At 66.8% G+C, this 23,917-nt stretch carries 20 protein-coding genes and 1 tRNA gene; 8 read left to right on the plus strand and 13 right to left on the minus strand.

Going from position 1 to position 23,917, the window contains the following annotated elements; genetic code table 11:
• Positions 1-79: 79 nt before the first annotated feature.
• From ACQPW1_RS16100 to ACQPW1_RS16120, 5 genes are all read right to left on the minus strand, one after another.
• A complete protein-coding gene (locus tag ACQPW1_RS16100) occupies positions 80-1,834 on the minus strand; it encodes a cation acetate symporter (RefSeq protein WP_433663505.1) in 1,755 nt (584 codons plus the stop codon).
• Position 1,835: 1 nt separating this feature from the next.
• A complete protein-coding gene (locus ACQPW1_RS16105) occupies positions 1,836-2,204 on the minus strand; it encodes a hypothetical protein (RefSeq protein ID WP_433663506.1) in 369 nt (122 codons plus the stop codon).
• Positions 2,201-2,998, minus strand: a complete 798-nt coding sequence (locus ACQPW1_RS16110; RefSeq protein ID WP_433663507.1) for a LytR/AlgR family response regulator transcription factor — start codon at positions 2,996-2,998, stop codon at positions 2,201-2,203. The genes ACQPW1_RS16105 and ACQPW1_RS16110 overlap by 4 nt, the downstream gene beginning before the upstream one ends.
• A gap of 407 nt (positions 2,999-3,405) precedes the next feature.
• On the minus strand, positions 3,406-4,605 hold the full coding sequence (locus ACQPW1_RS16115) for a sensor histidine kinase (RefSeq protein ID WP_433663508.1): 1,200 nt from the start codon (positions 4,603-4,605) through the stop codon (positions 3,406-3,408).
• 161 nt (positions 4,606-4,766) lie between these two features.
• The gene (locus tag ACQPW1_RS16120) at positions 4,767-5,261 is read right to left on the minus strand and encodes a hypothetical protein (protein ID WP_433663509.1); all 495 of its coding nucleotides are present in this window, start codon (positions 5,259-5,261) and stop codon (positions 4,767-4,769) included.
• 89 nt (positions 5,262-5,350) lie between these two features.
• Between ACQPW1_RS16120 and ACQPW1_RS16125 the strand changes: the two genes are divergently transcribed.
• Positions 5,351-5,743 (plus strand): DUF3052 domain-containing protein, encoded by a 393-nt coding sequence (locus ACQPW1_RS16125; RefSeq protein WP_433663510.1) that lies wholly within the window; start codon positions 5,351-5,353, stop codon positions 5,741-5,743.
• Between the two features lie 258 nt (positions 5,744-6,001).
• On the plus strand, positions 6,002-9,550 hold the full coding sequence (dnaE, locus tag ACQPW1_RS16130; RefSeq protein WP_433663511.1) for a DNA polymerase III subunit alpha: 3,549 nt from the start codon (positions 6,002-6,004) through the stop codon (positions 9,548-9,550).
• A 38-nt stretch (positions 9,551-9,588) separates the two neighbouring features.
• On the opposite strand, the gene ACQPW1_RS16135 is transcribed toward dnaE, so the two are convergent.
• From ACQPW1_RS16135 to ACQPW1_RS16145, 3 genes are all read right to left on the minus strand, one after another.
• Positions 9,589-9,670 (minus strand) — tRNA-Ser (locus tag ACQPW1_RS16135).
• An 819-nt stretch (positions 9,671-10,489) separates the two neighbouring features.
• Entirely contained in the window at positions 10,490-11,680 is a 1,191-nt protein-coding gene (locus ACQPW1_RS16140) for a Cmx/CmrA family chloramphenicol efflux MFS transporter (RefSeq protein ID WP_433663512.1), read from the minus strand.
• An 86-nt stretch (positions 11,681-11,766) separates the two neighbouring features.
• Positions 11,767-12,339 carry a TetR/AcrR family transcriptional regulator gene (locus ACQPW1_RS16145; protein WP_433663513.1) on the minus strand — a complete coding sequence of 191 codons (573 nt, stop codon included), beginning with the start codon at positions 12,337-12,339 and terminating at the stop codon, positions 11,767-11,769.
• A gap of 113 nt (positions 12,340-12,452) precedes the next feature.
• On the opposite strand from ACQPW1_RS16145, the gene ACQPW1_RS16150 reads away from it, so the two are divergent.
• Both ACQPW1_RS16150 and ACQPW1_RS16155 read left to right on the plus strand, forming a co-directional pair.
• Positions 12,453-12,767 carry a hypothetical protein gene (locus ACQPW1_RS16150; RefSeq protein WP_433663514.1) on the plus strand — a complete coding sequence of 105 codons (315 nt, stop codon included), beginning with the start codon at positions 12,453-12,455 and terminating at the stop codon, positions 12,765-12,767.
• The gene (locus tag ACQPW1_RS16155) at positions 12,767-13,090 is read left to right on the plus strand and encodes a type II toxin-antitoxin system PemK/MazF family toxin (RefSeq protein WP_433663515.1); all 324 of its coding nucleotides are present in this window, start codon (positions 12,767-12,769) and stop codon (positions 13,088-13,090) included. Before ACQPW1_RS16150 ends, ACQPW1_RS16155 begins: the two co-directional genes overlap by 1 nt.
• A 164-nt stretch (positions 13,091-13,254) precedes the next feature.
• Here ACQPW1_RS16155 and ACQPW1_RS16160 read toward each other — a convergent pair whose 3' ends face one another.
• Both ACQPW1_RS16160 and ACQPW1_RS16165 read right to left on the minus strand, forming a co-directional pair.
• Positions 13,255-13,872, minus strand: a complete 618-nt coding sequence (locus tag ACQPW1_RS16160) for a class I SAM-dependent methyltransferase (protein ID WP_433663516.1) — start codon at positions 13,870-13,872, stop codon at positions 13,255-13,257.
• Positions 13,873-14,092: 220 nt separating this feature from the next.
• A complete protein-coding gene (locus ACQPW1_RS16165) occupies positions 14,093-14,956 on the minus strand; it encodes a hypothetical protein (protein WP_433663517.1) in 864 nt (287 codons plus the stop codon).
• Positions 14,957-15,158: 202 nt separating this feature from the next.
• Here ACQPW1_RS16165 and treZ point away from each other — a divergent pair, with 202 nt between their 5' ends.
• Together treZ and ACQPW1_RS16175 are read left to right on the plus strand one after the other, a co-directional pair.
• Positions 15,159-16,883, plus strand: a complete 1,725-nt coding sequence (gene treZ, locus ACQPW1_RS16170) for a malto-oligosyltrehalose trehalohydrolase (protein WP_433663518.1) — start codon at positions 15,159-15,161, stop codon at positions 16,881-16,883.
• A 127-nt stretch (positions 16,884-17,010) separates the two neighbouring features.
• A complete protein-coding gene (locus ACQPW1_RS16175) occupies positions 17,011-18,258 on the plus strand; it encodes a serine hydrolase domain-containing protein (protein WP_433663519.1) in 1,248 nt (415 codons plus the stop codon).
• Position 18,259: 1 nt separating this feature from the next.
• On the opposite strand, the gene ilvA is transcribed toward ACQPW1_RS16175, so the two are convergent.
• Together ilvA and ACQPW1_RS16185 are read right to left on the minus strand one after the other, a co-directional pair.
• Positions 18,260-19,615 (minus strand): threonine ammonia-lyase IlvA, encoded by a 1,356-nt coding sequence (gene ilvA, locus ACQPW1_RS16180; protein WP_433663520.1) that lies wholly within the window; start codon positions 19,613-19,615, stop codon positions 18,260-18,262.
• Positions 19,616-19,744: 129 nt separating this feature from the next.
• Entirely contained in the window at positions 19,745-20,182 is a 438-nt protein-coding gene (locus ACQPW1_RS16185) for a nitroreductase family deazaflavin-dependent oxidoreductase (RefSeq protein ID WP_433663521.1), read from the minus strand.
• A gap of 88 nt (positions 20,183-20,270) precedes the next feature.
• Here ACQPW1_RS16185 and ACQPW1_RS16190 point away from each other — a divergent pair, with 88 nt between their 5' ends.
• A complete protein-coding gene (locus ACQPW1_RS16190) occupies positions 20,271-20,489 on the plus strand; it encodes a hypothetical protein (RefSeq protein WP_433663522.1) in 219 nt (72 codons plus the stop codon).
• On the opposite strand, the gene ACQPW1_RS16195 is transcribed toward ACQPW1_RS16190, so the two are convergent.
• The gene (locus ACQPW1_RS16195) at positions 20,486-23,272 is read right to left on the minus strand and encodes an ATP-binding protein (protein WP_433663523.1); all 2,787 of its coding nucleotides are present in this window, start codon (positions 23,270-23,272) and stop codon (positions 20,486-20,488) included. The genes ACQPW1_RS16190 and ACQPW1_RS16195 overlap by 4 nt on opposite strands.
• A gap of 21 nt (positions 23,273-23,293) precedes the next feature.
• Here ACQPW1_RS16195 and ACQPW1_RS16200 point away from each other — a divergent pair, with 21 nt between their 5' ends.
• Positions 23,294-23,905, plus strand: a complete 612-nt coding sequence (locus ACQPW1_RS16200; protein WP_433663524.1) for an MspA family porin — start codon at positions 23,294-23,296, stop codon at positions 23,903-23,905.
• Positions 23,906-23,917 lie beyond the last annotated feature (12 nt).

The following is a 23,917-nucleotide window of genomic DNA, read 5'->3' on the forward strand; positions in this document are numbered from 1 at the left end:
GGGTCACTCCGGGAAGGCGGCCGATTGTGCGGTGAACGGTCGGTGTGACACGACGAGCGGTCGCGGTTCGTTCGGCGACTCAGTTCGAGCGCAGGCTGCGTTCGCGGTCGGCGCCCATGCCCAGGCGTTCGGGGGCGTGCATGCGGACGAAGATGCGGCCGACCCGTCGGGCGCCCGGGCCTCGAGTCACCTTGCTGACCAGCACCATTGCCGCGAATGCCAGTGGGACGCTGATTGCCGCCGGATAGCTGAGCAGTGCGGCGGGCCACCCGGCTGCTACTTCATCGGACAGGCCGCCGGTTACCGACACGACCGTCGCGCCACCCGCTGCCAGCCCGCCCGCGATGAGGCCTGCCGCCGCGCCCGCCGCGGTGAGTCCGCGCCACCAGATGCCGAGTACGAGCAGTGGGCACAGGGTCGAGGCGGCCACCGCGAATGCGAGACCGACGGTGCGCGACAGGTCCAGCGAGGCCACTGTAAGCGAAAGGGTAAGCGGCACAATGCCTGCCACCAAGGCCGCCGCCCGGAAGTCGCGAATTCGCCCGCGCAGCATGTCGGTACTGAGCACGCCCGCGATGCTCACCAGCAGTCCCGATGACGTGGACAGGAATGCCGCGATCGCGCCCGCCGCCACCAGCGCGGCCAGCAGTTGCCCCGGCAGTCCACCGACTACCGAGCCGGGCAGCAGCACTACCGCGGCATCGGAGGTTCCGGTGATCAACAGCTGTGGCACGTACAAACGCGCGAAAGCTCCTAGCAGCACAGGGAATAGGTAGAACAGTCCGACGAGTCCGATCACCGCCACCGCGGTCGCTCGCGCGGCTCGGCCGTCCGGATTCGTGTAGAAGCGCACCAGTACATGCGGCAGGCCCATGGTGCCGAGGAACGTCGCGATGATCAGCGAATACACCTGGTACGTAGGGTGTGTGCCGCCGAAGCCGCCACCGGGCTCCAGCCATCCCGCGCCGTCCGCGGGCGCACCGGCCACCACTGGCACGGCGGCTCCTGCCTCCAGTACCAGCTCGGTGCCTGCCGATAGTTCGTGCGTGCCCGGCGGCAGCAGCACCTGACCGTTCACCTCGCGGTCGTCGAGCTTCCCGGTGATCGAAACCTGTTGTGTCGCAGCGACCTGCACCACCACATCGGTTCGTACATCCACCACCGTGCGCTCGGTGACCACCGGGGGAGCAGGCGCGCCGAGTTGCTGGTCCTCGGCCAGGAAATGCCCGAGCAGCACCAGCGCCGGAATCGCCACCGCCGTCAACTTCAGCCAGTACTGGAATGCCTGCACCAGCGTGATCGACCGCATCCCACCGCCCGCCACATTCGCGATCACGATGGCCCCCACCGCCGCCGCACCCACCCAATCGGGCACGCCGAGCAGCGTGTGCAACGTCAACCCGGCCCCTTGGAACTGCGGAATCAGATACACCGCACACACAAGCACCACCACCGTCGCGGCCAGCCTGCGCAATCGCACCGAGCCCAAACGGAATTCGGCGAAGTCGGGGACCGTGTAGGCGCCCGATCGTCGTAGCGGCGCCGCGACGAAAAGCAACAGCGAAAGGTATCCCGCTGTGAACCCCACCGGATACCACAGCGCGTCCGCACCGTACTTCGCGATCAACCCGGCAACACCGAGAAAGGAAGCAGCCGAAAGGTATTCACCGGATATCGCGGCAGCGTTCCATCCGGACCTGACACTGCGCGAGGCCACGAGGAAGTCAGATGTAGTGCGTGCCAAGCGAACTCCGTAGGCACCGATCGCGACAGTGGCCAGCGCGGCGAACAGCAACGCGAACACCGTCAGCAACGGCACCGACCCCGCGGTCATCTCAATCCTCGGCCAGGTCGAGGAAATCCTGCTCGTTGCGTTCGGCCAGGCGGACGTACAAGCGCCCGACGAGGTACAGGAGCGGATACACCGCGACGCCGAGCAGCAGCCAGGGTAGTCGGACGCCGAGTACGACAGTCGAACCGACCGTGCCGATGCCGAAAAAGACTGGCAGCGAGCAGAGTACGACGACGGTGACCAAGCCCAGTCGTAGCGCGAGACCGAGTTGGGCGCGGATCAGGCCACCGATCAGTGCTTCGCCGATCTCGGTTTGCTCGGCTACTTCCATTCGTGTGCGCACTCGCCGCGCGCCACGCCGTTCGGACAGCACGACGCGTTGCCGGGCCGGACGGTGCTGTGGTCCGGTCATTGGCCGGTCCACTGTTGCCGCGGTCCGTGCACCAGACGCTGTTTCAGCTCGCGCACCTGTCTCCGACTGACCGGCAGCTCCACCGCCGCGGTATTGCCGTCGGCGCGCAGGCACACCACCGTTCCGGTGCCGACAGTGCGCAGGCCGGTCACCAGCCGCAGCGCGACCAGGTAAGAACGGTGCACACGGAGGAATCCCGCGTCCTGCCACCGGGACTCCAACGCGGACAACGGAATCCGCACCAGGTGGGATCCGCCGCTGGTATGCAGTCGTGCGTAGTCGCCGTCCGCCTCCACCCAGCTGACACTCGACCGCGGCACCAGCGTGGTCACCCCACCGAGCTCGACGGGAATGACCTCACTCGGATCGGCCCGTGGCTCATCGACAATAGGAGCCGGTGTGGCGCGAGTGGCGACGATCCGGCGCACCGCCTCAGCCAGTCGCGCCTCACGCAACGGCTTCAGCAAGTAGTCGACCGCGCCGAGATCGAAGGCCGCCACCGCCCGATCATCGTGCGCCGTCACGAAAACCACCGCGGGCGGGTTCGCGAACTCCGACAGGATGCCCGCCAGCTCCATCCCGTCCAGTCCCGGCATGTTGATATCCAGAAACACCGCGTCGACCGGATGCGCACGCAACACCCGCAGCGCGGTGGTCGCGTCGGCCGCATCATGGATCTCGCCGACCCCCGGCTGCGCGCGCAACAGATACACCAGCTCATCCAGAGCAGGCTTCTCATCGTCGACAGCCAGCACCCGCAAGGTCCCGGCCGCATTATCGGTGGTCCGCGTCACAACCGCTCCATCGTAAACACCCGACCCCCACTCCCGACCCCGATCCCCGACGCACCCCGGTTAACCGCGTCGAGTGGCACATGATGGAGAGGTCCTCTCGGCGTTTGCCGCAGCCATGTGCCACTCACGACCCCCTCGCGGTTCCATCGGGAAAGCAGCGCGCTGGCCGACGGTTCAGTCATTCACGATTCCACTTCACTGGCCAACGCTTGGTCGTGCGCAATGGGCGCGAGGTTCCATCGCTGGCGGCGGCGTGTGCCGAGCACGTGCTGCCGCATTCGAGCGTGCGCGACCGGATGACGCGCGACTGGCTGCGGCGATCGAGGCCACCCCGGCGTGGGTGCGCGACCCAAAGCTTGGTCTTGCGCAATGGCGCGATGTTCCTGCGGTTCACTGCCGTCGTTCGCTCACGCCTGGATGCCCGCGCGGAACTTCGGGACGCGGAGGGAGACCTTGGTGCCCGCGCCGGGGGCGGTTTCGACGATGAGGCCGTAGTCGTTGCCGAAGGCGGCGCGCAGGCGGTCGTCGACGTTGGCGAGGCCGACGTGCGCCGATTCGCCGGAACCGGCCGGGCCGCTGCCGGTTTCGATGGCGTCGAGTGCGCCGGAGCGGAGCAGTTCGGGGTCCATGCCGACGCCGTCGTCTTCGACGCTGATCAGGCAGTCGGTGCCCGCGTCGGTGGCGGTGATGCTCACGGTGCCGCCCCGGGTGGCGCCCGCGAGACCGTGCCGGACCGCGTTTTCCACCAGGGGTTGCAGCGCGAGGAAGGGCAGCACTACGCCGAGGACCTCCGGCGCGATCTGCAGGCGCACGTCGAGTGCGTCGCCGAAGCGGGCGCGTTCGAGGGCGAGGTAGCGCTCGATATTGCGCAATTCGTCGGCCAGCACGGTGAATTCGCCCGCGGCGCGGAATGAGTAGCGAGTGAAGTCGGCGAATTCGAGGATCAGTTCGCGGGCCCGGTCCGGGTCGGTGCGCACGAACGAGGCGATGGTGTTGAGCGCGTTGTAGATGAAGTGCGGACTGATCTGGGCACGCAACGCGCGCACCTCGGCGCGGTCGAGCCGGGCCCGCGAGGCATCCAGCTCGGCCAATTCGAGCTGCCCGCAGGCATACCGGGCCACCTCGGCCACCGCCCCCAGCCACCCCGGCCCCGGCTGACCGGTAGTCACCACGCCGATCGCCCCCGCCACCCCGGTGCTGTCGATCAACAGCGGCTGCGCGATGAGCGTGCGCCCCGCGTGCTCACCACTACCGGGCCCGGCAACCAGCACCGGCCGCTCCCCGGCGACGGCCCGCTTGGCCGCCTCGGTGAAGTGCTCCGCGAGCTCGGCATGCGGCCCGTCCCACGCGAGCAGCGTCCCGTCCGGGTCGGCCACGCCGAGCGCCTCCGCCCCGGTCAGCACCCGCAGATGGGGAGCGGACTCCTGCGCCGACTGCGCGGTAAGCCCGCGCCGCAACGGAATCGCCGCCAACGACGCCGTATGCAGCGCCGAGTGCACCGCCCGCTCGGCAGGCGTGGTCACCACCCGCCGAGTCCGCGGCCAGATCACCAGTGCCCCGGCAATCAACGCCGCCGAGACGAGCAGCGCGACAACAGTGGTCGTCATCGCAGCCCCGCAAACCGGCAAACCAGCAGTGCGTTCATGCGCCGATTATCGCGTCCACCGCGAGCCACCTACAGGCGCGCCAACCGACTTGACGTACGTTGCACCCTCTTGACGCATGCTGCGGCACACGTAAAGAGCACGCAACGTACGTCAAGTCAGAACTACCGCCTGGCAGGTGGCGCGCCCTGGTACGGGTCGACTCGGAATTCGACCGAGCCGGGCTCAGGGATGTGAGCCGCGCCGACGGTCATAGTGGCGGTGAAGCGGCCGAGGCCGGGGTGGAACAGGGCGGAGTAGCCGCTGTTGCCCCAGTATCCGGGCCCGTTCGCGGTCACCGTGAAGTCGCCGGTCTCACCGGTTTCGACATTGCGCCAGTTCAGGGTGAGCGACAGGTGGCAGCTGCCCACGCCGAACATGTTGGTCGCCACGCTGAACGCCGCGTGCTCCGGATAGGCGTTGCTCGTCACGGCGGAGCTGACCTGGGCGACGCAGAGGCCGTCGGTGAGCGAGTAGAAACTGTCGAACTGGTCGACGATCTGGGCGGCGGCGGGCGCTGAGGTGGCGACCATGGCGGCCACGGCGACGGCGGGTACGGCGGGAATAGCGAAGAGTGCTCTGAGCGAATTCATCAACACCTCGGCAGGTTTGGGAAACACTCGATCTCCTCGACTATGCGCCTTCCGCCGGCTGATATCCCCGATTTGATGCCCTCGATTTCAGGGGCACCCGGACCTACAGTCGAGCTATGACAGCCGGTTACTCCGGAACGCCATTGGCCAAGAAGCTGGGCATCAAGCCAGGTCACCGGGTTGTGCTGCGACACCGGCCGCCGGGGTGGCAGATTCCCGATCTCCCCGCCGATGTCGAGATCGTCAGCGCCGGAACCCCCGACGTGATGCTCGCCTTCTATCGCACGCATGCGGACCTGGCCGACGAAGCGCCGAACCTGGCGGCACATCTACCGCGCGGCAGCGGGCTGTGGATCGCCTGGCCGCGCAAGGCAGGCGGACACGTCAGCGACATCGCCGAGAACGATCTGCGCGAGCTGCTACTGCCGGTCGGCGTCGTCGACGTGAAGGTCGCCGCGCTCGACAATGATTGGTCCGGTTTGAAATTCGTCTGGCGGAAGCGAACTTGACCGTGTGTGTCGTTGGCGACTCCTGCGCGTGGCTCGAGTACGCCAGAGTAGGGTCAACCGGTCCGCGCTAGACGTCACTCGCGGAAATCAGACAGCTCCAGGGCGACTCGCCAGACGCGCCGGTGATCTTCGCCACCGACACGCCGGGCCCTCCTGGGACGTCTCGATGCGCGCCGCGCGCCTCGGAAAAAATGTCATACCGACGTGCCTAGAATCGCTAGGCCAACCCCCGTCGAGACCTTGGGAGGAAGGACCGTCTTGGCCGCCTCGTCCGGATCGTTCGTTCACCTGCACAACCACACCGAGTACTCCATGCTCGACGGTGCGGCCAAAATATCGCCTCTGTTCGCGGAGGCGAATCGGCTGGGGATGAACGCGGTGGGGATGACCGACCACGGCAACATGTACGGCGCGTCCGAGTTCTACAACTCGGCCAAGAAGGCAGGCATCAAGCCGATCATCGGCATCGAGGCCTACATCGCGCCCGCCTCCCGGTTCGACACCAAGCGCATCCAGTGGGGCGATCCGAGCCAGAAGGGCGACGACGTCTCCGGCTCCGGCGCCTACACGCACATGACCATGGTCGCCGAGAACGCGACCGGTCTGCGCAACCTGTTCAAGCTGTCCTCGCTGGCATCGCTGGAGGGTCAGCTCGGCAAGTGGGCGCGCATGGACGAAGAGATCATCGCTCAGTACGCCGAGGGCATCATCGCCACCACCGGCTGCCCGTCGGGCGAGGTGCAGACGCGATTGCGCCTGGGCCACGACCGCGAGGCGCTGGAGGCCGCGGCCAAGTGGCAGGAGATCTTCGGGAAGGACAACTTCTTCCTGGAGATCATGGACCACGGGCTGTCCATCGAACGCCGGGTCCGCGAGGGTCTCATCGACATCGGGCAGAAGCTCGGCATTCCGCCGATCGCGACCAACGACTGCCACTACGTTACCAAGGACCAGTCGACCAATCACGAAGCGCTGCTGTGCATTCAGACCGGCAAGACGCTCAGTGACCCCACCCGATTCAAGTTCGACGGTGACGGCTACTACCTGAAGTCCGCCGAGGAGATGCGCGCGCTGTGGGACGCGGAGGTGCCTGGCGCCTGCGACAACACCGTGGCCATCGGCGAGCGCGTGCAGTCCTACGACGACGTGTGGGCGTTCAAGGACCGGATGCCGGTGTTCCCGGTGCCCGAGGGCGACGACCAGAACTCGTTCCTGCGCAAGGAGGTCGACCGCGGGCTCGCGCGCCGGTTCCCGGACGGCGTGCCCGAGGACTACTACACCCGCGCCTACTTCGAGCTCGACGTCATCAAGCAAAAGGGTTTCCCCGCTTACTTCCTCGTCGTCGGTGACCTCGTCACGCACGCGAAAGAGGTCGGCATCCGGGTCGGCCCCGGCCGTGGTTCGGCGGCCGGTTCGCTGGTCGCCTACGCGCTCGGCATCACCAACATCGACCCGATCCCGCACGGCCTGCTGTTCGAGCGGTTCCTGAACCCGGAACGCCCGTCCGCGCCCGATATCGATATCGACTTCGACGATCGCCGCCGCGGTGAAATGGTCCGCTACGCGACCGAGAAGTGGGGCAGCGACCGGGTCGCCCAGGTGATCACCTTCGGCACCATCAAGACGAAGGCGGCGATCAAGGACTCGGCGCGCGTCCTGTTCGGTCAGCCCGGTTTCGCCATCGCCGACCAGATCTCGAAGGCGCTGCCGCCGCCGATCATGGCCAAGGACATCTCGGTGGCGGGTATCACCGACCCGGACCACGAGCGGTACAAGGAAGCCGCCGAGGTCCGCGAACTCATCGGCAACAACCCGGATGTCGCGAAGATCTACGAGACCGCCCGTGGCCTCGAAGGCCTGATCCGCAACGCCGGCGTGCACGCCTGCGCGGTGATCATGTCCTCCGAGCCGCTCACCGACACCATCCCGGTCTGGAAGCGGGCCCAGGACGGCGCCATCATCACCGGCTGGGACTACCCGTCGTGTGAGGCCATCGGCCTGCTGAAGATGGACTTCCTCGGCCTGCGCAACCTCACCGTCATCGGTGACGCGATGGAGAACATCAGCGCCAACCGCGGCGTCGATCTCGACCTGGACACGCTGCCGCTGGACGACCCGGCCACCTACGAATTGCTGTCCCGCGGTGACACTCTCGGCGTCTTCCAGCTCGACGGTGGCCCCATGCGCGACCTGCTGCGCCGCATGCAGCCGACCGGCTTCAACGACATCGTCGCGGTGCTCGCGCTGTACCGGCCCGGCCCGATGGGCATGAACGCGCACAACGACTACGCCGACCGCAAGAACAACCGGCAGCCGATCTCGCCGATCCATCCGGAGCTCGAGGAACCGCTCAAGGACATCCTCTCGGAGACCTACGGCCTGATCGTCTACCAAGAGCAGATCATGTTCATCGCGCAGAAGGTCGCCTCCTACTCCATGGGTAAGGCCGACGCGCTGCGTAAGGCCATGGGTAAGAAGAAGCTCGAGGTGCTGGAAGCCGAGTACAAGGGCTTCCACGCGGGTATGACCGCCAACGGGTTCTCCGAGGCCGCGGTGAAAGCCCTGTGGGACACCATCCTTCCGTTCGCCGGTTACGCGTTCAACAAGTCGCACGCCGCCGGCTACGGTCTCGTCTCGTTCTGGACCGCCTACCTCAAGGCCAACTATCCGGGCGAATACATGGCCGGACTGCTCACCTCGGTCGGTGACGACAAGGACAAGGCCGCGGTCTACCTGTCGGACTGCCGCCGCCTGGGCATCACCGTGCTGCCGCCGGACGTCAACGAATCCGAGCTGAACTTCGCCTCCGTCGGCAAGGACATCCGGTTCGGGCTCGGCGCGGTGCGCAACGTCGGCGCGAACGTGGTGTCCTCGATTATTGCCGCGCGCAAGGAGAAGTCGAAGTTCACCGACTTCTCCGATTACCTGAACAAGATCGACGCGGTCGCCTGCACCAAGAAGGTCACCGAATCCCTCATCAAGGCGGGCGGATTCGACTCGCTGGAGCACCCGCGCAAGGGGCTGCTGCTGATCCACTCCGACGCCATCGACGCGGTGATGTCCACCAAGAAGGCTGAGGCGATCGGGCAGTTCGACCTGTTCGGCGGGGTGGACGCGGACGAGTCGGTTTCGTCGGTGTTCAACGTGAAGGTGCCCGACGACGAGTGGGAGTCCAAGCACAAGCTGGCGCTCGAGCGCGAGATGCTCGGCCTGTACGTGTCCGGGCATCCGCTCAACGGCGTCGAGCATGTCCTTGCGGCGCAATCGGATACGCAGATTCCGGGGATCCTCGAAGGTGACATCAAGGACGGCACCCAGGTGACCGTCGGCGGCATTCTCGCCTCGGTGAACCGGCGGATCAACAAGAACGGCCTCGCGTGGGCGTCGGCGCAGCTGGAAGACCTCGCCGGTGGCATCGAGGTGCTGTTCTTCCCGCAGTCGTACTCGGTGTTCGGGCACGACGTGGTCGAGGACGCGGTGGTGCTGGTGAAGGCGCGCGTATCGGTGCGCGACGACCGGATCTCGTTGATCGCCAACGATCTTGCCGTGCCCGACCTGTCGTCCATCGGTGTCGCCAAGCCACTCGCGGTGGTCATGTCCACCCGGATGTGCACCCCCGACAAGATCGGCGAGTTCAAGCGCATCCTGTCCCGGCACCCCGGCACCGCCGACGTGCACATCCGGCACGTGGGCGCGCGGGAGAAGACGACGTTGCTGAAACTCGATGACAGCCTGCGGGTTACGCCGTCGTCGGCGTTGATGGGTGACCTGAAAGCGCTACTCGGACCCGGCTGCCTGGCGGTCTGAGCACAGTGCGCTGGACGTCAGGTCCAGCGCACTTTCGGCGAAGGCGGCAGGATTCGAACCTGCGAGGGCAGAGCCCACCAGCTTCAAGCTGGCTCCCTTAGGCCACTCGGGCACACCTCCTCGGTCAGGTCAGTATGCGAGCGGGTGAAGTGTGGGCGGGGCGCTTCGTGGAACATGCGGTGGTCGGGGTGGTTGACGCAAAGATGTCCGGCTAGGTGTGCCTACCCAGGTGATTTTCTGGTAGTGCTGGGCGCGTTCGTGTGCCGTACCCGGCCTTCTCTATCAGTCAGGTGCGCGACGTTGGGGTTCCGGCGTGGTCATCTGGCTGTGGTGGCGTTCCGAGAGGTCGATTCCAGCGGATCTCTGGTTCCAGCGCTGAGAAACTGTTGGGTGCACACCCTTTGTGTCAGCCGCACACCCGGTATAAGGGGTGTGCGGCTCACACAGGGGGTGTGTGCGGTTTCCGCTGTGGCCCGTCGGGCCGCGTTCGGAGAGCTCCAGTGTGGTGGAACCTGGTGGTGTGGAGGGGGATTCACAGAGGGTGCGTACCTTTCACAGGGCGTTCCGTTGGCGCCCTGTGAAAGGTATGGGCGCTCTGTGGATCGGTAGGCGAGGTCCGGCGGTGCGGGGTGAGCGGAGATCTGGGTTGCCGGATCAAGTTTCGGACGTTGTTGCCCAGGATCCGCACCTTGTCTCGGGATCCGCACTCGCAATAGGGCCCTAGAGGGATGCAGATCCCGAGATAGGGTGCGGCTGTTGGCGGCACTACGCCCGTTCAAGATCATGGGGAACTGGTGCCGGTGGCCTCTCGCGCGATGCCTGCACCAGTTCCTCATGATCATGAATCGCGTTGGTGATCAGTAGGATCCGCACTCTCTCGGGATTGGCGCCTTGCATGGGGCCCAGAGAGGGTGCGGATCCTGAGGAAGGGTGCGGCGGTCAGTGGACTAGTTCGGGTTGCTTGTCGGGGGACGGGGTGGCGGTGGCGGGGCGGCGGGTGAGGAGTTGTTCCCAGGTGACCGTGCCTAGGGCGGCTATGCCGATTGCGGCGCCGATCCAGGCGATCGAGGCGTAGCCGAGGCCGGCGCCGATGGCTAGGCCGCCGAGCCAGGGGCCGACGGTGATGCCGACGTTGAACGAGGCGACGTTGAAGGCGGGGGCGAGGGTCGGTCCGTTGGGGGCGAGGTTGAAGACTCGGCTGTTGAGGGTGGGGTTGGTGCCGAAACCGAAGGCGCCGAGCAGGAAGGTGAGGGCGACGACGGGGACGGGGTGCTCGGTGGTGAGGGCGAGCAGGACCGAGGTGATGATCAGGCCGGCGATGCCGACGTACAGCGTGCGGATCGGGTGGGCGTCGGCGGTGCGGCCGCCGATGACGATGCCGAGGAAGCTGCCGATGCCGTACACCACCAGCACGATCGGGATCCAGCTGTCGGTCAGGCCGGTCGCCTTGGACAGCAGTGCGCCGAGGTAGGCGAAGGTGACCATCAGCGCCGAGATGGAGAGCGCGGTGGTGCTGTAGGACAGCCACAGGCGGGGATTGACCATGCTGCGCAGTTCTTTTCGGAGGTCCGGCTGGGTTTCCGCGCGACCGGCCGGGATCTTGGCGAGCACGCCGATCATGGCCAGCGTGGACATGATCGCGACCGCCCAGAACGCCGCGCGCCAGCCGAGGTGCTGGCCGATCACGGTGCCCGCGGGCAGGCCGATGACGGTGGCGATGGTGAGACCGCCCGCGACGATGCTCATCGCCTTGCCGCGCGCGTTCGCGGGCACCAGGCCGATCGCGGTGGTGGCCGCGACCGACCAGAATCCGGCGTAGACGAACGCGCCGACCGCCCTTGTCGCGAACAGCACCCAGTAGTCCGAGGTCAGGGCGGCGACGACGTGAGCGCCGACGAACACCGCGAGGAATGCGAGCAACGCGCTGCGTCGCGGCAGCCGCAGTGTCGCGACGGCGAGCACCGGTGCGCCGACCAGCATGCCGAGTGCGAACGCCGAAATCAGCAGCCCCGCTTGCGGAATGGTGACACCGAGGTCAGTAGAGAGCTCGGTGAGCAGGCCGGAGAGCATCATCTCCGAGGTGCCCTGGGCGAAAATGGACAAGCCCAGGATGTAGACAGCGAACGGCATCGGGTACCTCTCTGGTTTTAGATCATTCAGTTCAAAACTGGCACATGGGAAGAGACTGATGTCTCGTGATGTCTTGGGGGACTGGCTCAGAGGGCGTTCAGTGCGGTGGCGGCGATGGCTTGCAGTGCGTCGCGTCCGACACCGCCGCGGGCCGCCACGCGCATCCCCGCAATGGTGGCGTTGATGAAGTGTGCCAGCTCGCGGGCGTCCTTGGCCTTATCGATTTCCCCTGCGCGCCTGCCGCTTTCGAGTACTTGCGTCAGCGCGGTGAGTCGCAGCTTCTGATCGTCGCGCAATGCCGCCGCCACTTCCGGATCGCGCGGCGCGAGCTCGATCATCGAATTGACGACCAGGCAGCCCAGTGGATCGTCCTCCGGGGCGTCCACGACCTGCTGCAGTAGTGTCTGCATCTTCCCCTTCGGTGATTCGTCGCCGTCGAGCATCGCGAAGGTGGCAGTGTTCTTCGTCGTCATGTATCGCCGCAACGCCCGCTCAAACAGGTCATGCTTGCTCGTGAAGGTGTTGTAGATGCTGCTGCGGCCCAGTCCGGTCGCGTCGCACAGATCCTGAGTCGAGGTCGCCTCGTAGCCCGCGGTCCAGAACGCCCGCATCGCGGCATCCACTGCCCGCTCCTCGTCGAACTGCCTCGGTCGCGCCATGTGAAAGACGCTAGCACAGTTTTGAACTGATCATTTCAAAAGTAGGTGATGCAGATAGATGCATCGCAAAGTGATGCTGGATAGCGCATCGATATCGATGTAAGATCTGATGCATGACCAGACGAACCACCCTGACACTGACCGAGCGGGAGGAACGCACCCTGGCGACGCTCAGTGACCGCAAGGGAGCCGAGTGGGTGCTCTTCGAATCCATCGCCGCCCACCTCGGTTACTCCCTCACCCCCGACGCTTCCGAAGCGACCGTGATCCGAGTGCTGATGGCGATCGGCGCGCAGGTGCTGATCGACCAAGCGCTGGATGAGGGGTACGAACAGCTCGCCGAGATTTGGCCGGAGATCCACGACGAAGCCGAAGCTCAGACGCTGAGGCGCAGGTACGCGGAGGAAGTGGATCGGGTGATGCCCTGATGACACTCGCCGCTCCGACTCGTGGCCAGATCTACCGCGCCGACTACGGCCACGGGCCCAAACCGTGGTTGATCGTCTCCAACAACCGCCGAAATCGGCAGCTATCTCGCGTAGTGGCGGTGCGAATTACGACGACGGACAAGTATGCGAGCTTGCCGACGATGGTTCCGTTGTCGACCGCCGATCCACTCGTCGGTTACATCGTTACCGACGACTTGCAGCAATTGCCTCGAGACGGGCTCACAGCGTTTCTCGGAGCAGTAAGCCCGGCCACCATAATGGCGGTCAACACAGCATTGAAGCTGGTGCTGGCAATTCCGTGACGCGCAGTTCCATGGTGTGCAGCGGACCTTCGAATTGCGTGTCGACTCTTAGGAGTTCGCCGTGGACGACGCGGTCGACCGTCCGCTTACTTCTCGAACCGAGGGGCGAGTAGCCGGTTGGCGATGCCGTGCACGGCATCGAGTGTAGGGACCGCAGTGTGTAGCTAGGGGGAGACTGCGACGCCGAGGGATTGGGCGGCGAGGAAACGGGGGGCGTCTTCGGCGTAGAAAACGTCGATGTCTTGGATTTCGAAGCCGGCGGTCGTCAGCAGGCCGCGGATGTCTCGGTTCAGGTTGCAGCCGCCGCAGAAGGTCTTTTGTAGCGGATTCAGGCGGTTCTGCCAGACCTGGACCTTGTGATCCGGAGCGAGGCCGTGCTCGACGAAATGCAGGGTGCCGCCGGGGGTGAGCACTCGGCGGACTTCGGTGAGCGCGGTGGCGACATCCGGGATGGTGCACAGGGTCCAGGTGGATACCGCGGAATCGAAGGTGTTGTCGGCGAAGGGGAGGGACTGCCCATCCAGCCCGGCCCGCTCAACCGGCACCTTCGACTCGGCAACCCGCTTGCTCGCCAGCTTCCACCCCAGATCGACCGGCTCGACCGCACTGACCGCGTCCACCGTCCCTGGATAGAACGGCACATTCAGCCCCGACCCGAACCCGATCTCCACAACCCGCCCCCGCAACCCACCGCAAACCCGCTCCCGCAGCGGCTCATTGAACCGCATCCCACACGCGACATCGACGATCCGCGGCACAACCCGATCTCCATAAAAGCCCACCAGCCCACTCTCCCAGCACCCGCCCAACCGCGCCACCGCGCGCAGCGTTCCCCGATCCCGACCTGCGGCAGACGGTGGCCAGGACGATCATGGCGTCGAGTGTGCGCGGATTCTTCGCGAATCGCCGCGGCGCGGACCGTGCTGATCGGGCGCCTGAACTCGAAACGGTGGCAAGGGTTGCCCTGCCAAGCTCAACGGTCGCCCACGGCCGACTCGGGGCCTACTGTCCGTCGCAGGTTGACGGGGGTGCGTCGGGGGCCTTTTCGGCTACCGTCCGCATGGTTGGGCCGAGGGCTGGGCGCAGGCGGGACCAGGGCACTTTGACGCAGGGGTAGCCGTATACGTAGAGGCCGGTGTCGATGTAGATCTGCACGCCGGACGGCGTTGGTACCCAGTTCGCGAAGTTCTTTTCTACTGGCTGTAGCGCGTTCGTGATGGTGGGATTGTCGGCTATTTGCGGGTGGACCTGCTTTGTTGCTTCGGTGGTGGCCGCGGCCAGCTCGGTGATTCCGGCCTGGCGGTCGGTGAACAGGTCGCCGATCAGGACGGGGGCGGCCGCGCGGCTGTTGGTGGTGATGGTGGCGAGGATCTTGAACGGGTGCGCCTCACCCTGGTAGCTGATGAGGCCGGACAGGACCTCGCTGATGGTGGTGTCGGTGAAGAAGATCCGGCCGGTGGATTGGACGTAGTGCGGGCGGGGGTCGTCGCTGCGGTTGGTGATGTCCACTTGCTCCTGGATGTACGTTCGCACACCGCGATTGAAGACCTCGGCCACTCGCGCATCGCCGCCGGACAGCTCCAACGATGACGCAACGCCGGAGATGCCGACACCGTTGGGCACCTCCACCTTTCGGACCGTGTAGGTCGACCCGGCGGACTGGAGAGAGGTCGGATCCGCAGGTTCGGCTCCGGTCGACGGGGCTGTCGAAGCACCGCCGGTCGTTGTCACCGAGGCACTCGGGCGCTGCGGTGCGGAACTGGCGGGGGCACCATCGTTCGAACTGTCGGCGCCACATCCGCTGAGCGCCACGGCCAGCGACAGCCCCAGCACCGCCCGCATCACCGTCATCGAATGCTTCGTCACCGACCGCACCGTAGAACCCCCTCGTCATGGCATCGAGCGCCGACACCGTGGTGGACCAGGATCATCGATCAGAAGCCGAGCCTGTATTCGTCGACTGTAATTACCAGCACGCGTCGTCGGCTGGATACGCGCGCAATGGTCCCGGCGACGTGCGGGGTCGGGTTGCCACGCGGCGGAACAGGGTGCGTGGAATGCTGGCGAGGTGACCTTGTTCGAGGTGTGGGCCCCGTTGCCGGAGCGGATACGGTTGGACCTGGATGGTGCGATTCACCCGATGAGCCGGTCCGGCGGAGGCTGGTGGCAGGCAGAGGCGCCCGCGGCAACCGGGGCGCGGTACGGGTATCTGCTCGATGACGATCCGACGGTCATCCCGGACCCGCGATCGGCTCGGCAGCCGGACGGGGTGCACGGCCGGTCGGCGGTGCACAGCCTCGACCGATCGGTGTGGACGGACGCGGGGTGGACCGGGCGGCCGTTGGCGGGCGCGGTGTTCTACGAGATGCACGTCGGAACATTCACGCCGGAAGGGACATTCGACTCGGCGATCGAGCGGCTCGACCATCTGGTCGAGCTCGGGATTACCGTTGTCGAGTTGATGCCGGTCAATGCCTTCGACGGGACGCACAACTGGGGTTACGACGGGGTGCTCTGGTACGCGGTGCACGAACCCTACGGCGGGCCCGATGGATTGCAGCGGTTTGTGAATGCCTGCCACGCTAGGAGTTTGGCGGTTGCACTCGATGTCGTCTACAACCATCTCGGGCCGTCCGGAAACTATCTGCCGCGGTTCGGGCCCTATCTCACCGACGGACGCAATACGTGGGGGCAGAGCCTGAACCTGGATGGACCCGAGTCGGACGAGGTGCGCGGGCACATCATCGGCAACGCGTTGCGCTGGCTGCGCGATTTCCACATCGACGCACTGCGGTTGGATGCGGTACACGCGCTGGTCGATCGGACCGCCACCCATGTCCTCGCCGAACTCGCCACCGAGACAGCGCGTCTCGCGGCACACGTACGTAGGCCGCTCACCCTGATCGCGGAAAGCGATCTCAACGACCCGACGCTCATCACCCCGCGCGCCGCGGGTGGTTACGGACTGACGGGGCAGTGGAACGACGACCTGCACCACGCGATCCACACCGCGGTCTCCGGTGAACGACAGGGCTACTACGCCGATTTCGGCTCACTACGCTGCCTGGCCCACACGTTGACGCACGGATTCTTCCACGCCGCAACGTTTTCCAGCTTCCGCGGCCGCACCCACGGTCGCCCGATCGACACCACGGTGATCCCGGGTAGTGCCCTGCTCGCCTACACCTGCAACCACGATCAGATCGGCAACCGCGCCATCGGCGACCGCCCGAGCGCCTACCTCAACGACGGCCAACTGGCGATCAAAGCGGCGCTGGTGCTGTGCTCGCCGTACACGCCGATGCTGTTCATGGGGGAGGAGTGGGGCGCGCACACCCCATTCCAGTTCTTCACCTCGCACACCGACCCGGTGATCGGCGCCGCCACCGCGGCCGGCCGCAAGGCCGAATTCGCCGAACACGGCTGGAGCGCCGACGAGGTCCCCGATCCGCAGGACCCGTCGACGTTCCTGCGCTCGAAGCTGAACTGGGCCGAGCTCGAAGAATCTCGACACATTCGGCTACTTTCCTGCTACCGAAAGCTGCTCGCCCTGCGCAGGGAGCGGCCGGAACTCACCGACCCATGGCTGACGCACATCTCGGTCGACTACGACGAAAACGCACGCTGGATCGTCGTGCATCGCGGCACCCTGAAGTTGGTGTGCAATCTGTCTGAGGACCAGGTCACCGTCCCGGTCACCGGGTTTTCGCTGCTGTCGTGGGAACCGCCGACCGAAGGCCCCTCGGCGACAACGATTCCCGCGCACTCGTTCGCGATCCTCGCGGACCGATAAGAGGTCCGACGAACAGCCGTTGACAACCCCACATTCGCACCCGAATCCAGTTGCGGGAAAGTCACGATAGAGCACTGTCCGAGACAGATCCATTGCCGGGTGTGACCGACGCCATTACCGTAGAAAGATGAGCAACGACGCTTCCGGGGATCTAGCGCCGATCCCGACCGGGACGGGTGGCAGCGCCACCGCCGAATTCGCCCCACTGGTGCGCGCTTTCGCCAGGACCTTCGGACACCGCCGCGGCGCGGGCGGCGCGCTGGCGGTGCACCTGCACGGCGAGCCACTGCTCGACATCTGGACCGGATCCGGCGGCACCGGCCCGTGGACCCAGGACACCGGGTCGATCATCTTCTCCGCGACGAAGGGCGTCACCGCCACCGTCATCCACCGGCTCGCCGACCGGGGATTGCTCGACTACGCCGCGCCGATGGCCGAGTACTGGCCCGAATTCGGCACCAACGGCAAGGGCAAGATCACTGTGCGGCAAGCAATGACGCACAGTGCGGGCCTGTCCGCGCTCGCCCCGATCGCCACCGGCCTCGACGACGTGCTCGACCACGAACTGATGGAACAGCGCCTCGCCGCCGCGAAACCCGATCACCTGCTGGGTGTTCCGGCGTATCACGCGCTCACCTTCGGCTGGCTGATGGCCGGCCTGGCCCGCGCGATCACCGGCCGTCCGATGGCGGAGTTGTTCCGCTCCGAGGTCGCCGACCCGCTCGGCATCGACGGCATCCACCTGGGCGCACCGCCGGCGAACGCGCCGACGACCTACGCGCCGCTGTCGGGTTCCCAGCTGAGTCTGATCGGAAAACCGGTCAGCGCAATGGTGTTGGGTCGCAGTCACCGCATCCCCGGCGCCTTGGGCGCCGCCACCCGCTGCCTGTTCCTGCCCGGCCTGGAATCCATCCTGACCGGTGCGCAGCCGCCGATCCTGAACACCGAGCTCGGCGCGGGCAACGGTGTGTGCACCGCGCCCGCGCTCGCCACCATGTACGGCGCGCTCGCCAATGACGGTGTGGCAGACGGTCACCAGTACATCAGCCCGCGAACCATCAAGGCGATCAGGCGGATTCAGACCTATCGGCTCGACCACGCCCTGTTCTACGCACCGATGCTCTGGCGTCTCGGCTACCACTCGCTGCCGATGCCGGGCGCCCGCGCCGGATTCGGCCACATCGGCCTCGGCGGTTCCTTCGGCTGGGCCGAACCGCGCCTCGGCCTTTCGGTCGGCTTCGTGCATAACCGGCTGTCCGCGGGCCAACTGTCCTACGACCAGTCCGCGGCCTTCTGGCTGCTGCCGCTGCTGCTGAACTGCCTGCGCGCCACCCGGCGCATCCCGATGGCGGAGACACGCGAGGCGGCGGCTTAGCTCAGGTCAGGTAGCGGTACGCGGGCGAGCCCGGTTCCAGCCGCTCGCACTGGATTGGCGACTCGGCCATCCGTTCCAGCAACGCGCCCAACGCATCTGGGGCGCCGAGCTCGATACCGACCAGCGCCGAACCGGTTTCGCGGTTGTTCCGCTTGACGTACTCGAACATGGTGATGTCGTCGTCCGGCCCGAGCACCTCGTCCAGGAAACGCCGCAGCGCGCCCGGCTCCTGCGGAAAGTCCACCAGGAAATAGTGTTTCAGGCCGCGGTGCACCAGCGAGCGTTCGATGATCTCGCCGTAGCGCGACACGTCGTTGTTGCCGCCGGAGACCAGGCACACCACGGTCGAGCCAGGCTCCACCGCGAGCTCGTAGAGTGCCGTAACCGCCAGCGCGCCAGCGGGTTCGGCGATGATGCCCTCGTTCTGGTACAGGTCGAGCATGGTCGTGCAGATCGCACCCTCGTCGACCTGCATCATCCGGAAAGAGCTGGTACCGCTTGGCGATTCGGTGGTGGTCAGTAACGGCAGCGAGGCATGCGAGACCACCCGGCCGCCGAATCCGGCGATCGCCGCGAACGGCACCTTGCCGATCCGGCGCACCGCAGCACCGTCGACGAACGGGTCGATCTCCGGCAGCGTCACCGGTCCACCCGCGACCAGCGCCGCGGTCATCGAGGCCGCCCCCGACGGTTCCACGCCGAGGATCGAGGTGTGCGGCGACCGGTCCCGCAGGTAGGTGCCGACACCGGCCAGGCAGCCACCGCCGCCCACCGGCACCACCACCAGATCGGGTGAGGTGCCGAGTTGCTCCAGGATTTCCGGCGCGATGGTGCCCTGCCCGGCCGCGGTGCGTACGTCGTCGAACGGCGGCACCATGGTCGCGCCGGTGCGCTCGACATCGTCGGCGGCGGCCGAGGCGGCGGCGTCGTAGGTTTCGCCGACCGCGATCAGCTGCACGAACTCGCCGCCGTGCACCCGGATCCGGTCGCGCTTCTGCTTGGGGGTGGTGGTCGGCACGTAGATGCGGCACTTTATGCCCATCGCGTGACAGGCGAACGCCACACCCTGCGCGTGATTGCCCGCGCTCGCCGCGACCACACCCGCGGCGCGTTCGCTCTCGGTCAGCTGCATCACCAGGTTGTACGCACCGCGCAGCTTGTACGAGCGGACCGCGGACAGGTCCTCGCGCTTGAGGTAGACGTTCGCTCCGGTGAGCCGCGAGAGCCGCTCGCTGCGCTGCAGCGGAGTCGGCTCGATAATGTCGGCAATTCGCTTGGCGGCAGCGTCGATCTCGTCCGCGCTCAGCGCGGGACGAGAAGTGGACAGTGCGTCGATGACATCAAGCGGATTGGACACCAGAAATATGCTGCCACCCGCCGCGCCGGGCTGCTGCGGCGGGTGGCGGTGCTGCGCGGAATTAGCTGCCGTCACGTCGGATGATCCGACGTGCGAACGCACGCATGCGCTTCGTGGCGGCTTGCTGAATCAGTCCTGCGGCGTCAGCACGAAGACGGGGATGACCCGGTCCGTCTTCTTCGTGTATTCGATGTAGTCCGGCCAGACCTCGGCGGCCCGGTCCCACCACAGCTGGCGCTCGTCATCGAAGACCTCGCGCGCGGTGTAGTCCTTGTTCACGGTGCCGTCGCGCAGTTCGACGTGCGGCTCGGCCTTGATGTTGTAGTACCAGACGGGGTTCTTCGGTGCGCCGCCCAGCGAGGCGACCAACGCGTATTCACCGTTGTGCTCGACCCGCATCAGCGGGGTCTTGCGCAGCTTGCCCGACTTCGCGCCCTTGGTGGTGAGCAGGATGACGGGCTTGCCCTGCAGCGTCGTGTCCGTGGCGCCGCCGGAGTTCTCGTACTTCTCCGCCTGCTCACGGGCCCAGTCGGATGTACTCGGTTCGTATTCTCCTGTCAGTGGCATGCCTGAGGGAACGAATCCGGGATCGACTGTGTTCCCGGCAACACAAAGTTCGGTAGACCGAACTTCACAGTCCGTATATCCTTACTAGATGGCAGTTGTTCACCCATCGGCCCGCTCCGCGACGATCGAGATCGCGGGGAGCGCGTGGCCGGTATATAAGCTCGAGGCGCTGGCCGCCGCGCTGGTGACCTGCCTGATCCTTGCGTTGATCATCGGTTCGCCCCAGGTAGCGGTGCTGATCGCCGCCGCGGTCGGCGCGGGCCGCTGGCTGGTCGGGCTGGCCGTCGCGCGTCGCTCGGTCGACTAACCCGCGTCGAGCGGGAGATCCGCGAGTTCACCTCGCGACAGCACGCCCAGCTTCGGATACGCCTTGTACAGGTGATGGCCGACCGTGCGCGGACTGAGGAACAACTGCGCCGCGATGTCCCGGTTGGACATACCCTGCGCCGCCAATCGCACGATCTGTAGCTCCTGCGGCGTCAGCGCGGCCAGCACGCCATGCGTGGGCCGGGCAGCCGTGCCGACACCGAGCGCCCCGAGTTCGGTCCGCGTTCGCTCCGCCCACGGACCGGCGTCGAGCCGCTCGAAGGTTTCCAGCGCGGGTTGCAGCTGGGTCCGCGCATCGGCCTTGCGGCGAGTGCGTCGCAACCATTCGCCGTACAGCAGTTGAGTTCTGGCCTGCTCGAACGGTCGACCGCCGAGCCGCAGCGCCGCGAGATAGTGCTGCTCGGCATTCGCGTCATCGATCAGGGCGCGGCAGCGATATGCCAGCGCTTCTACCCAGTCCTGACCCGAGACCGTTGCCCAGTCCGTCAGCCGGTCCAGCGCGTGGCCCGCGCGGGCCGGGGCACCCAGCCGAACCGCCGCCTCGATCAGATCCGGCAGCGCACGCCGCCCGGCCACGTGATGACGCGCGGGCTCGATGGTCAGCAGCTCGAGCCGGGCAAACGCACTGTCCACCTTGCCGAGTCCCAGTTCCAGCAGACCGAGCGCGAGCTGGGTCCACGGCGCACCAGGCGCGCTACCTCCGCCGAACTCCTCGGCAAGCGCCCGGTCGACCAACTCCCGGCATTCCTCCGCCCGGCCTTCCAACGCGGCCAGGTACGCCAGATACGCCGACAGCTGACTGATCCACTGCCCGTGCCCGAGATCGGTCGCGATCCGCAACCCTTCGGTCGCGGCAACCCGGCCCTCACCCGGCCTGCCGAGGAATGCCTCGGCCTCGGCACGGAAGAACAGCAGCGTCGGCAGCAGCGCGATCCGCCCCTGCTCGCGACATTCGGCGATGAGCTCGCCCGCCAACTCGGTGACGTGATCGTCTTGACCGACCACCAGACCCATCCCACACATCTGCACCAGGTCCCGCGGACTATCCGCGCCCGCATCCCTGGCAGCGCTCGCCGCGGCGCGCAGATCGACGGTGAACCGACCGTTGATCGCCGCGACCATGTACCGCGCGATGGGCGACAACGGTTCAGTGTCCGGCAGCGCGAGGGTCGTCAGGGAATCGACCACCTCCGCCAGCTCCGATGCGCCGAGATACCAGGCCGTGTGCAACGCCTGAGCGAGGATGCGAGCCGCTCGCGGTGGTTCGGACTCGTGCACCGCCGCTGCCGCGCCGAGCAACAGCCGATGCGCCGAAAGTGGCTTACCCGCACCGAATTCCGCGACGCCGCGAACGAGATCGAGACGCGCGAGCACCAATCGATCGGTCGTCTGCGCGGCCGCTCGTTCGGCGAGCTGCCTGGCCAGATCAGGCAGACCCGTTTCACCCGCGGTCTCGGCGGCGAGCACCAACCTGCGCACCCGATCCGCCGGGACGGTGCTCAGGCCGGCCGCGCGCTCGTATGCCGCCACGGCGCCGTGATAACCACTGCGTTCGCGCGCCCGGTCCGCGGTCTGTTCCAGTGCCGCCGCGGTGGTTTCCTCCGGACCGGTCGCCGCCGACGCCAGATGCCAGGCCCGCAGATCGGCGTCCTCGGTCGCGGTGAGTGCCTCGGCGAGTGCGCGGTGCACGGCGAGGCGCTGGGTCAGCGGCGCGCCCTGATAGACCGCCGAGCGCAGCAGCGGATGGCGAAAGGTCAGCGTCCGGCCGTCGCTGTGCACGAGTCCGGCGTCCTCGGCGGGCGCGAGATCGGCCAACTGCGCGTCGAGCGCGGCACCCGCGCGCAGGATCGTGGCGAGTTCGGCGTTGCTCGCGGCGGCCGCGACCAGCAGCAACAACCGCGTGCGGGCGGGCAGCCTGTTCACCTGACCGTGGAAGGCGACCTGCAGTCGCTGGGTCAACGGCAGCGGATTCGGCCCTGCGCCAGGCGATTCCGCCGCGAGCACGGCGGGCAGCTCACGCAAGGCCAGCGGATTGCCGCCCGCCTCGCTGAGCAGCCGATAACGCAGCACCGGTGACAGGTCGGGGTCGCGGCTGTCCACGAGTGCGGCGGCAGCCTCCTGCGGCAGACCCGTCACGATCAGCTCGGGCAGACCAGGCGCGGGGAAGACGTCCGCGCCCTGACGGGTCGCGAAGATCATCACCACGCCCTCCGCATCGAGCCGTCGCGCCGCGAACAGCAGGGCCTCCGCGGTCGCGCGGTCGAGCCAGTGCGCGTCATCGATCAGGCAGAGCAACGGCCCGTCGGTCGCCTCCTCGGCCAGCAACGACAACACCGCGAGCCCGATCAACATGCGGTCGCCCGGATCCTGCTGTGCCAGACCGAAAGCGCCGCGCAACGCGTCACGTTGCCGGTCGGGCAGGGTGTCCAGCAGCGCGATGCCGGGACGCACCAGCAGATGCAGTGCGGCGAAGGGCAATTCGGCCTCGGATTCGATGCCCGCGCTGCGCACCGTCGGAAGGCCTTGGGCAGCGGCGTAATCCAGCAGCGCGGTCTTGCCGATCCCGGGTTCGCCGCGCACGACCAGCGCGCTGCTCCGGCCGTCCTGTGCCGCCGCGAGAAGCCGATCGATCTGTGCTTGTTCGGCTTGTCGTCCCTGGAGCATCTGCCCACCGTAGCGCTCTGCTGGACAAGCGATCAGCCGCCGGTCGAGGCGGCGGTCGGCGCGCGATTCCGCCGTGTCGTACGCCGAAAACATAGCCATCGGCTACTAAGGTCTGGGGCTATGGCGTCGAATGTAAAAAGGGCGGTCCAGACACTGGCGGGCGCCGCCGTGGCCTGTGCGTCCGTGGCTGCGCTGGCGCCGGCGGTGGAGGCCGAGGTCATCAGCATGCCCCCGCACGAGAAGTCGTTCGTCCCACCGGGAGACGGCGCGAAGAAGTTCACGATCGGCAGCCGGGAGGAGTACATCTACCGGATCCCGCCGTTGAACTTCATGGGGACCACCCGGGAGGCGCTGGTCAGTTCGATCGGCTACGGCCAGGTCGAGGGCGCCACGGCGGGCAAGCTGCGGATCGGTTACCACGTCGGCTGCGCGGTGACCATCGGCGCGGGCACCCTGGGCGCGACGCCCGACCTCGTCATCGGCCAGTCACCGAGCGTCAACCCGAACCCGGTCGCCACTCTGAACCTCGCCCCGGGCGAGGTCGGTGAGGTCGCGATCGCCGAGAAGGACATGATCCCCGGCAAGCTGATCCAGCTCAGCTTCCGCGACTTCCACATCAAGGTGAATTCGTGCACCGGTCCGGTCACGCTCCGGCAGTACGCCTACGTCGATTACAAGTCCCCCGAGGTCGACGATTCCGGGGCCGTGTTCGGCGATCCCACCTGGCTCTGAGCGGCTGAATTA

The sequence above is a fragment of the Nocardia sp. CA-128927 genome, from assembly GCF_050955855.1.
Lineage (GTDB): Bacteria > Actinomycetota > Actinomycetes > Mycobacteriales > Mycobacteriaceae > Nocardia.

What these genes read in the sequence shown, in the direction of transcription:
- ACQPW1_RS16100 (WP_433663505.1), bottom strand. Translation starts at nt 1,834, where the DNA reads ATGACCGCGGGGTCGGTGCCGTTGCTGACGGTGTTCGCGTTGCTGTTC.
- ACQPW1_RS16105 (WP_433663506.1), bottom strand. Translation starts at nt 2,204, where the DNA reads ATGACCGGACCACAGCACCGTCCGGCCCGGCAACGCGTCGTGCTGTCC.
- ACQPW1_RS16115 (WP_433663508.1), bottom strand. Translation starts at nt 4,605, where the DNA reads ATGACGACCACTGTTGTCGCGCTGCTCGTCTCGGCGGCGTTGATTGCC.
- ACQPW1_RS16125 (WP_433663510.1), top strand. Translation starts at nt 5,351, where the DNA reads ATGACAGCCGGTTACTCCGGAACGCCATTGGCCAAGAAGCTGGGCATC.
- ACQPW1_RS16140 (WP_433663512.1), bottom strand. Translation starts at nt 11,680, where the DNA reads ATGCCGTTCGCTGTCTACATCCTGGGCTTGTCCATTTTCGCCCAGGGC.
- ACQPW1_RS16145 (WP_433663513.1), bottom strand. Translation starts at nt 12,339, where the DNA reads ATGGCGCGACCGAGGCAGTTCGACGAGGAGCGGGCAGTGGATGCCGCG.
- ACQPW1_RS16150 (WP_433663514.1), top strand. Translation starts at nt 12,453, where the DNA reads ATGACCAGACGAACCACCCTGACACTGACCGAGCGGGAGGAACGCACC.
- ACQPW1_RS16155 (WP_433663515.1), top strand. Translation starts at nt 12,767, where the DNA reads ATGACACTCGCCGCTCCGACTCGTGGCCAGATCTACCGCGCCGACTAC.
- ACQPW1_RS16175 (WP_433663519.1), top strand. Translation starts at nt 17,011, where the DNA reads ATGAGCAACGACGCTTCCGGGGATCTAGCGCCGATCCCGACCGGGACG.
- ACQPW1_RS16185 (WP_433663521.1), bottom strand. Translation starts at nt 20,182, where the DNA reads ATGCCACTGACAGGAGAATACGAACCGAGTACATCCGACTGGGCCCGT.
- ACQPW1_RS16190 (WP_433663522.1), top strand. Translation starts at nt 20,271, where the DNA reads ATGGCAGTTGTTCACCCATCGGCCCGCTCCGCGACGATCGAGATCGCG.
- ACQPW1_RS16195 (WP_433663523.1), bottom strand. Translation starts at nt 23,272, where the DNA reads ATGGCTATGTTTTCGGCGTACGACACGGCGGAATCGCGCGCCGACCGC.
- ACQPW1_RS16200 (WP_433663524.1), top strand. Translation starts at nt 23,294, where the DNA reads ATGGCGTCGAATGTAAAAAGGGCGGTCCAGACACTGGCGGGCGCCGCC.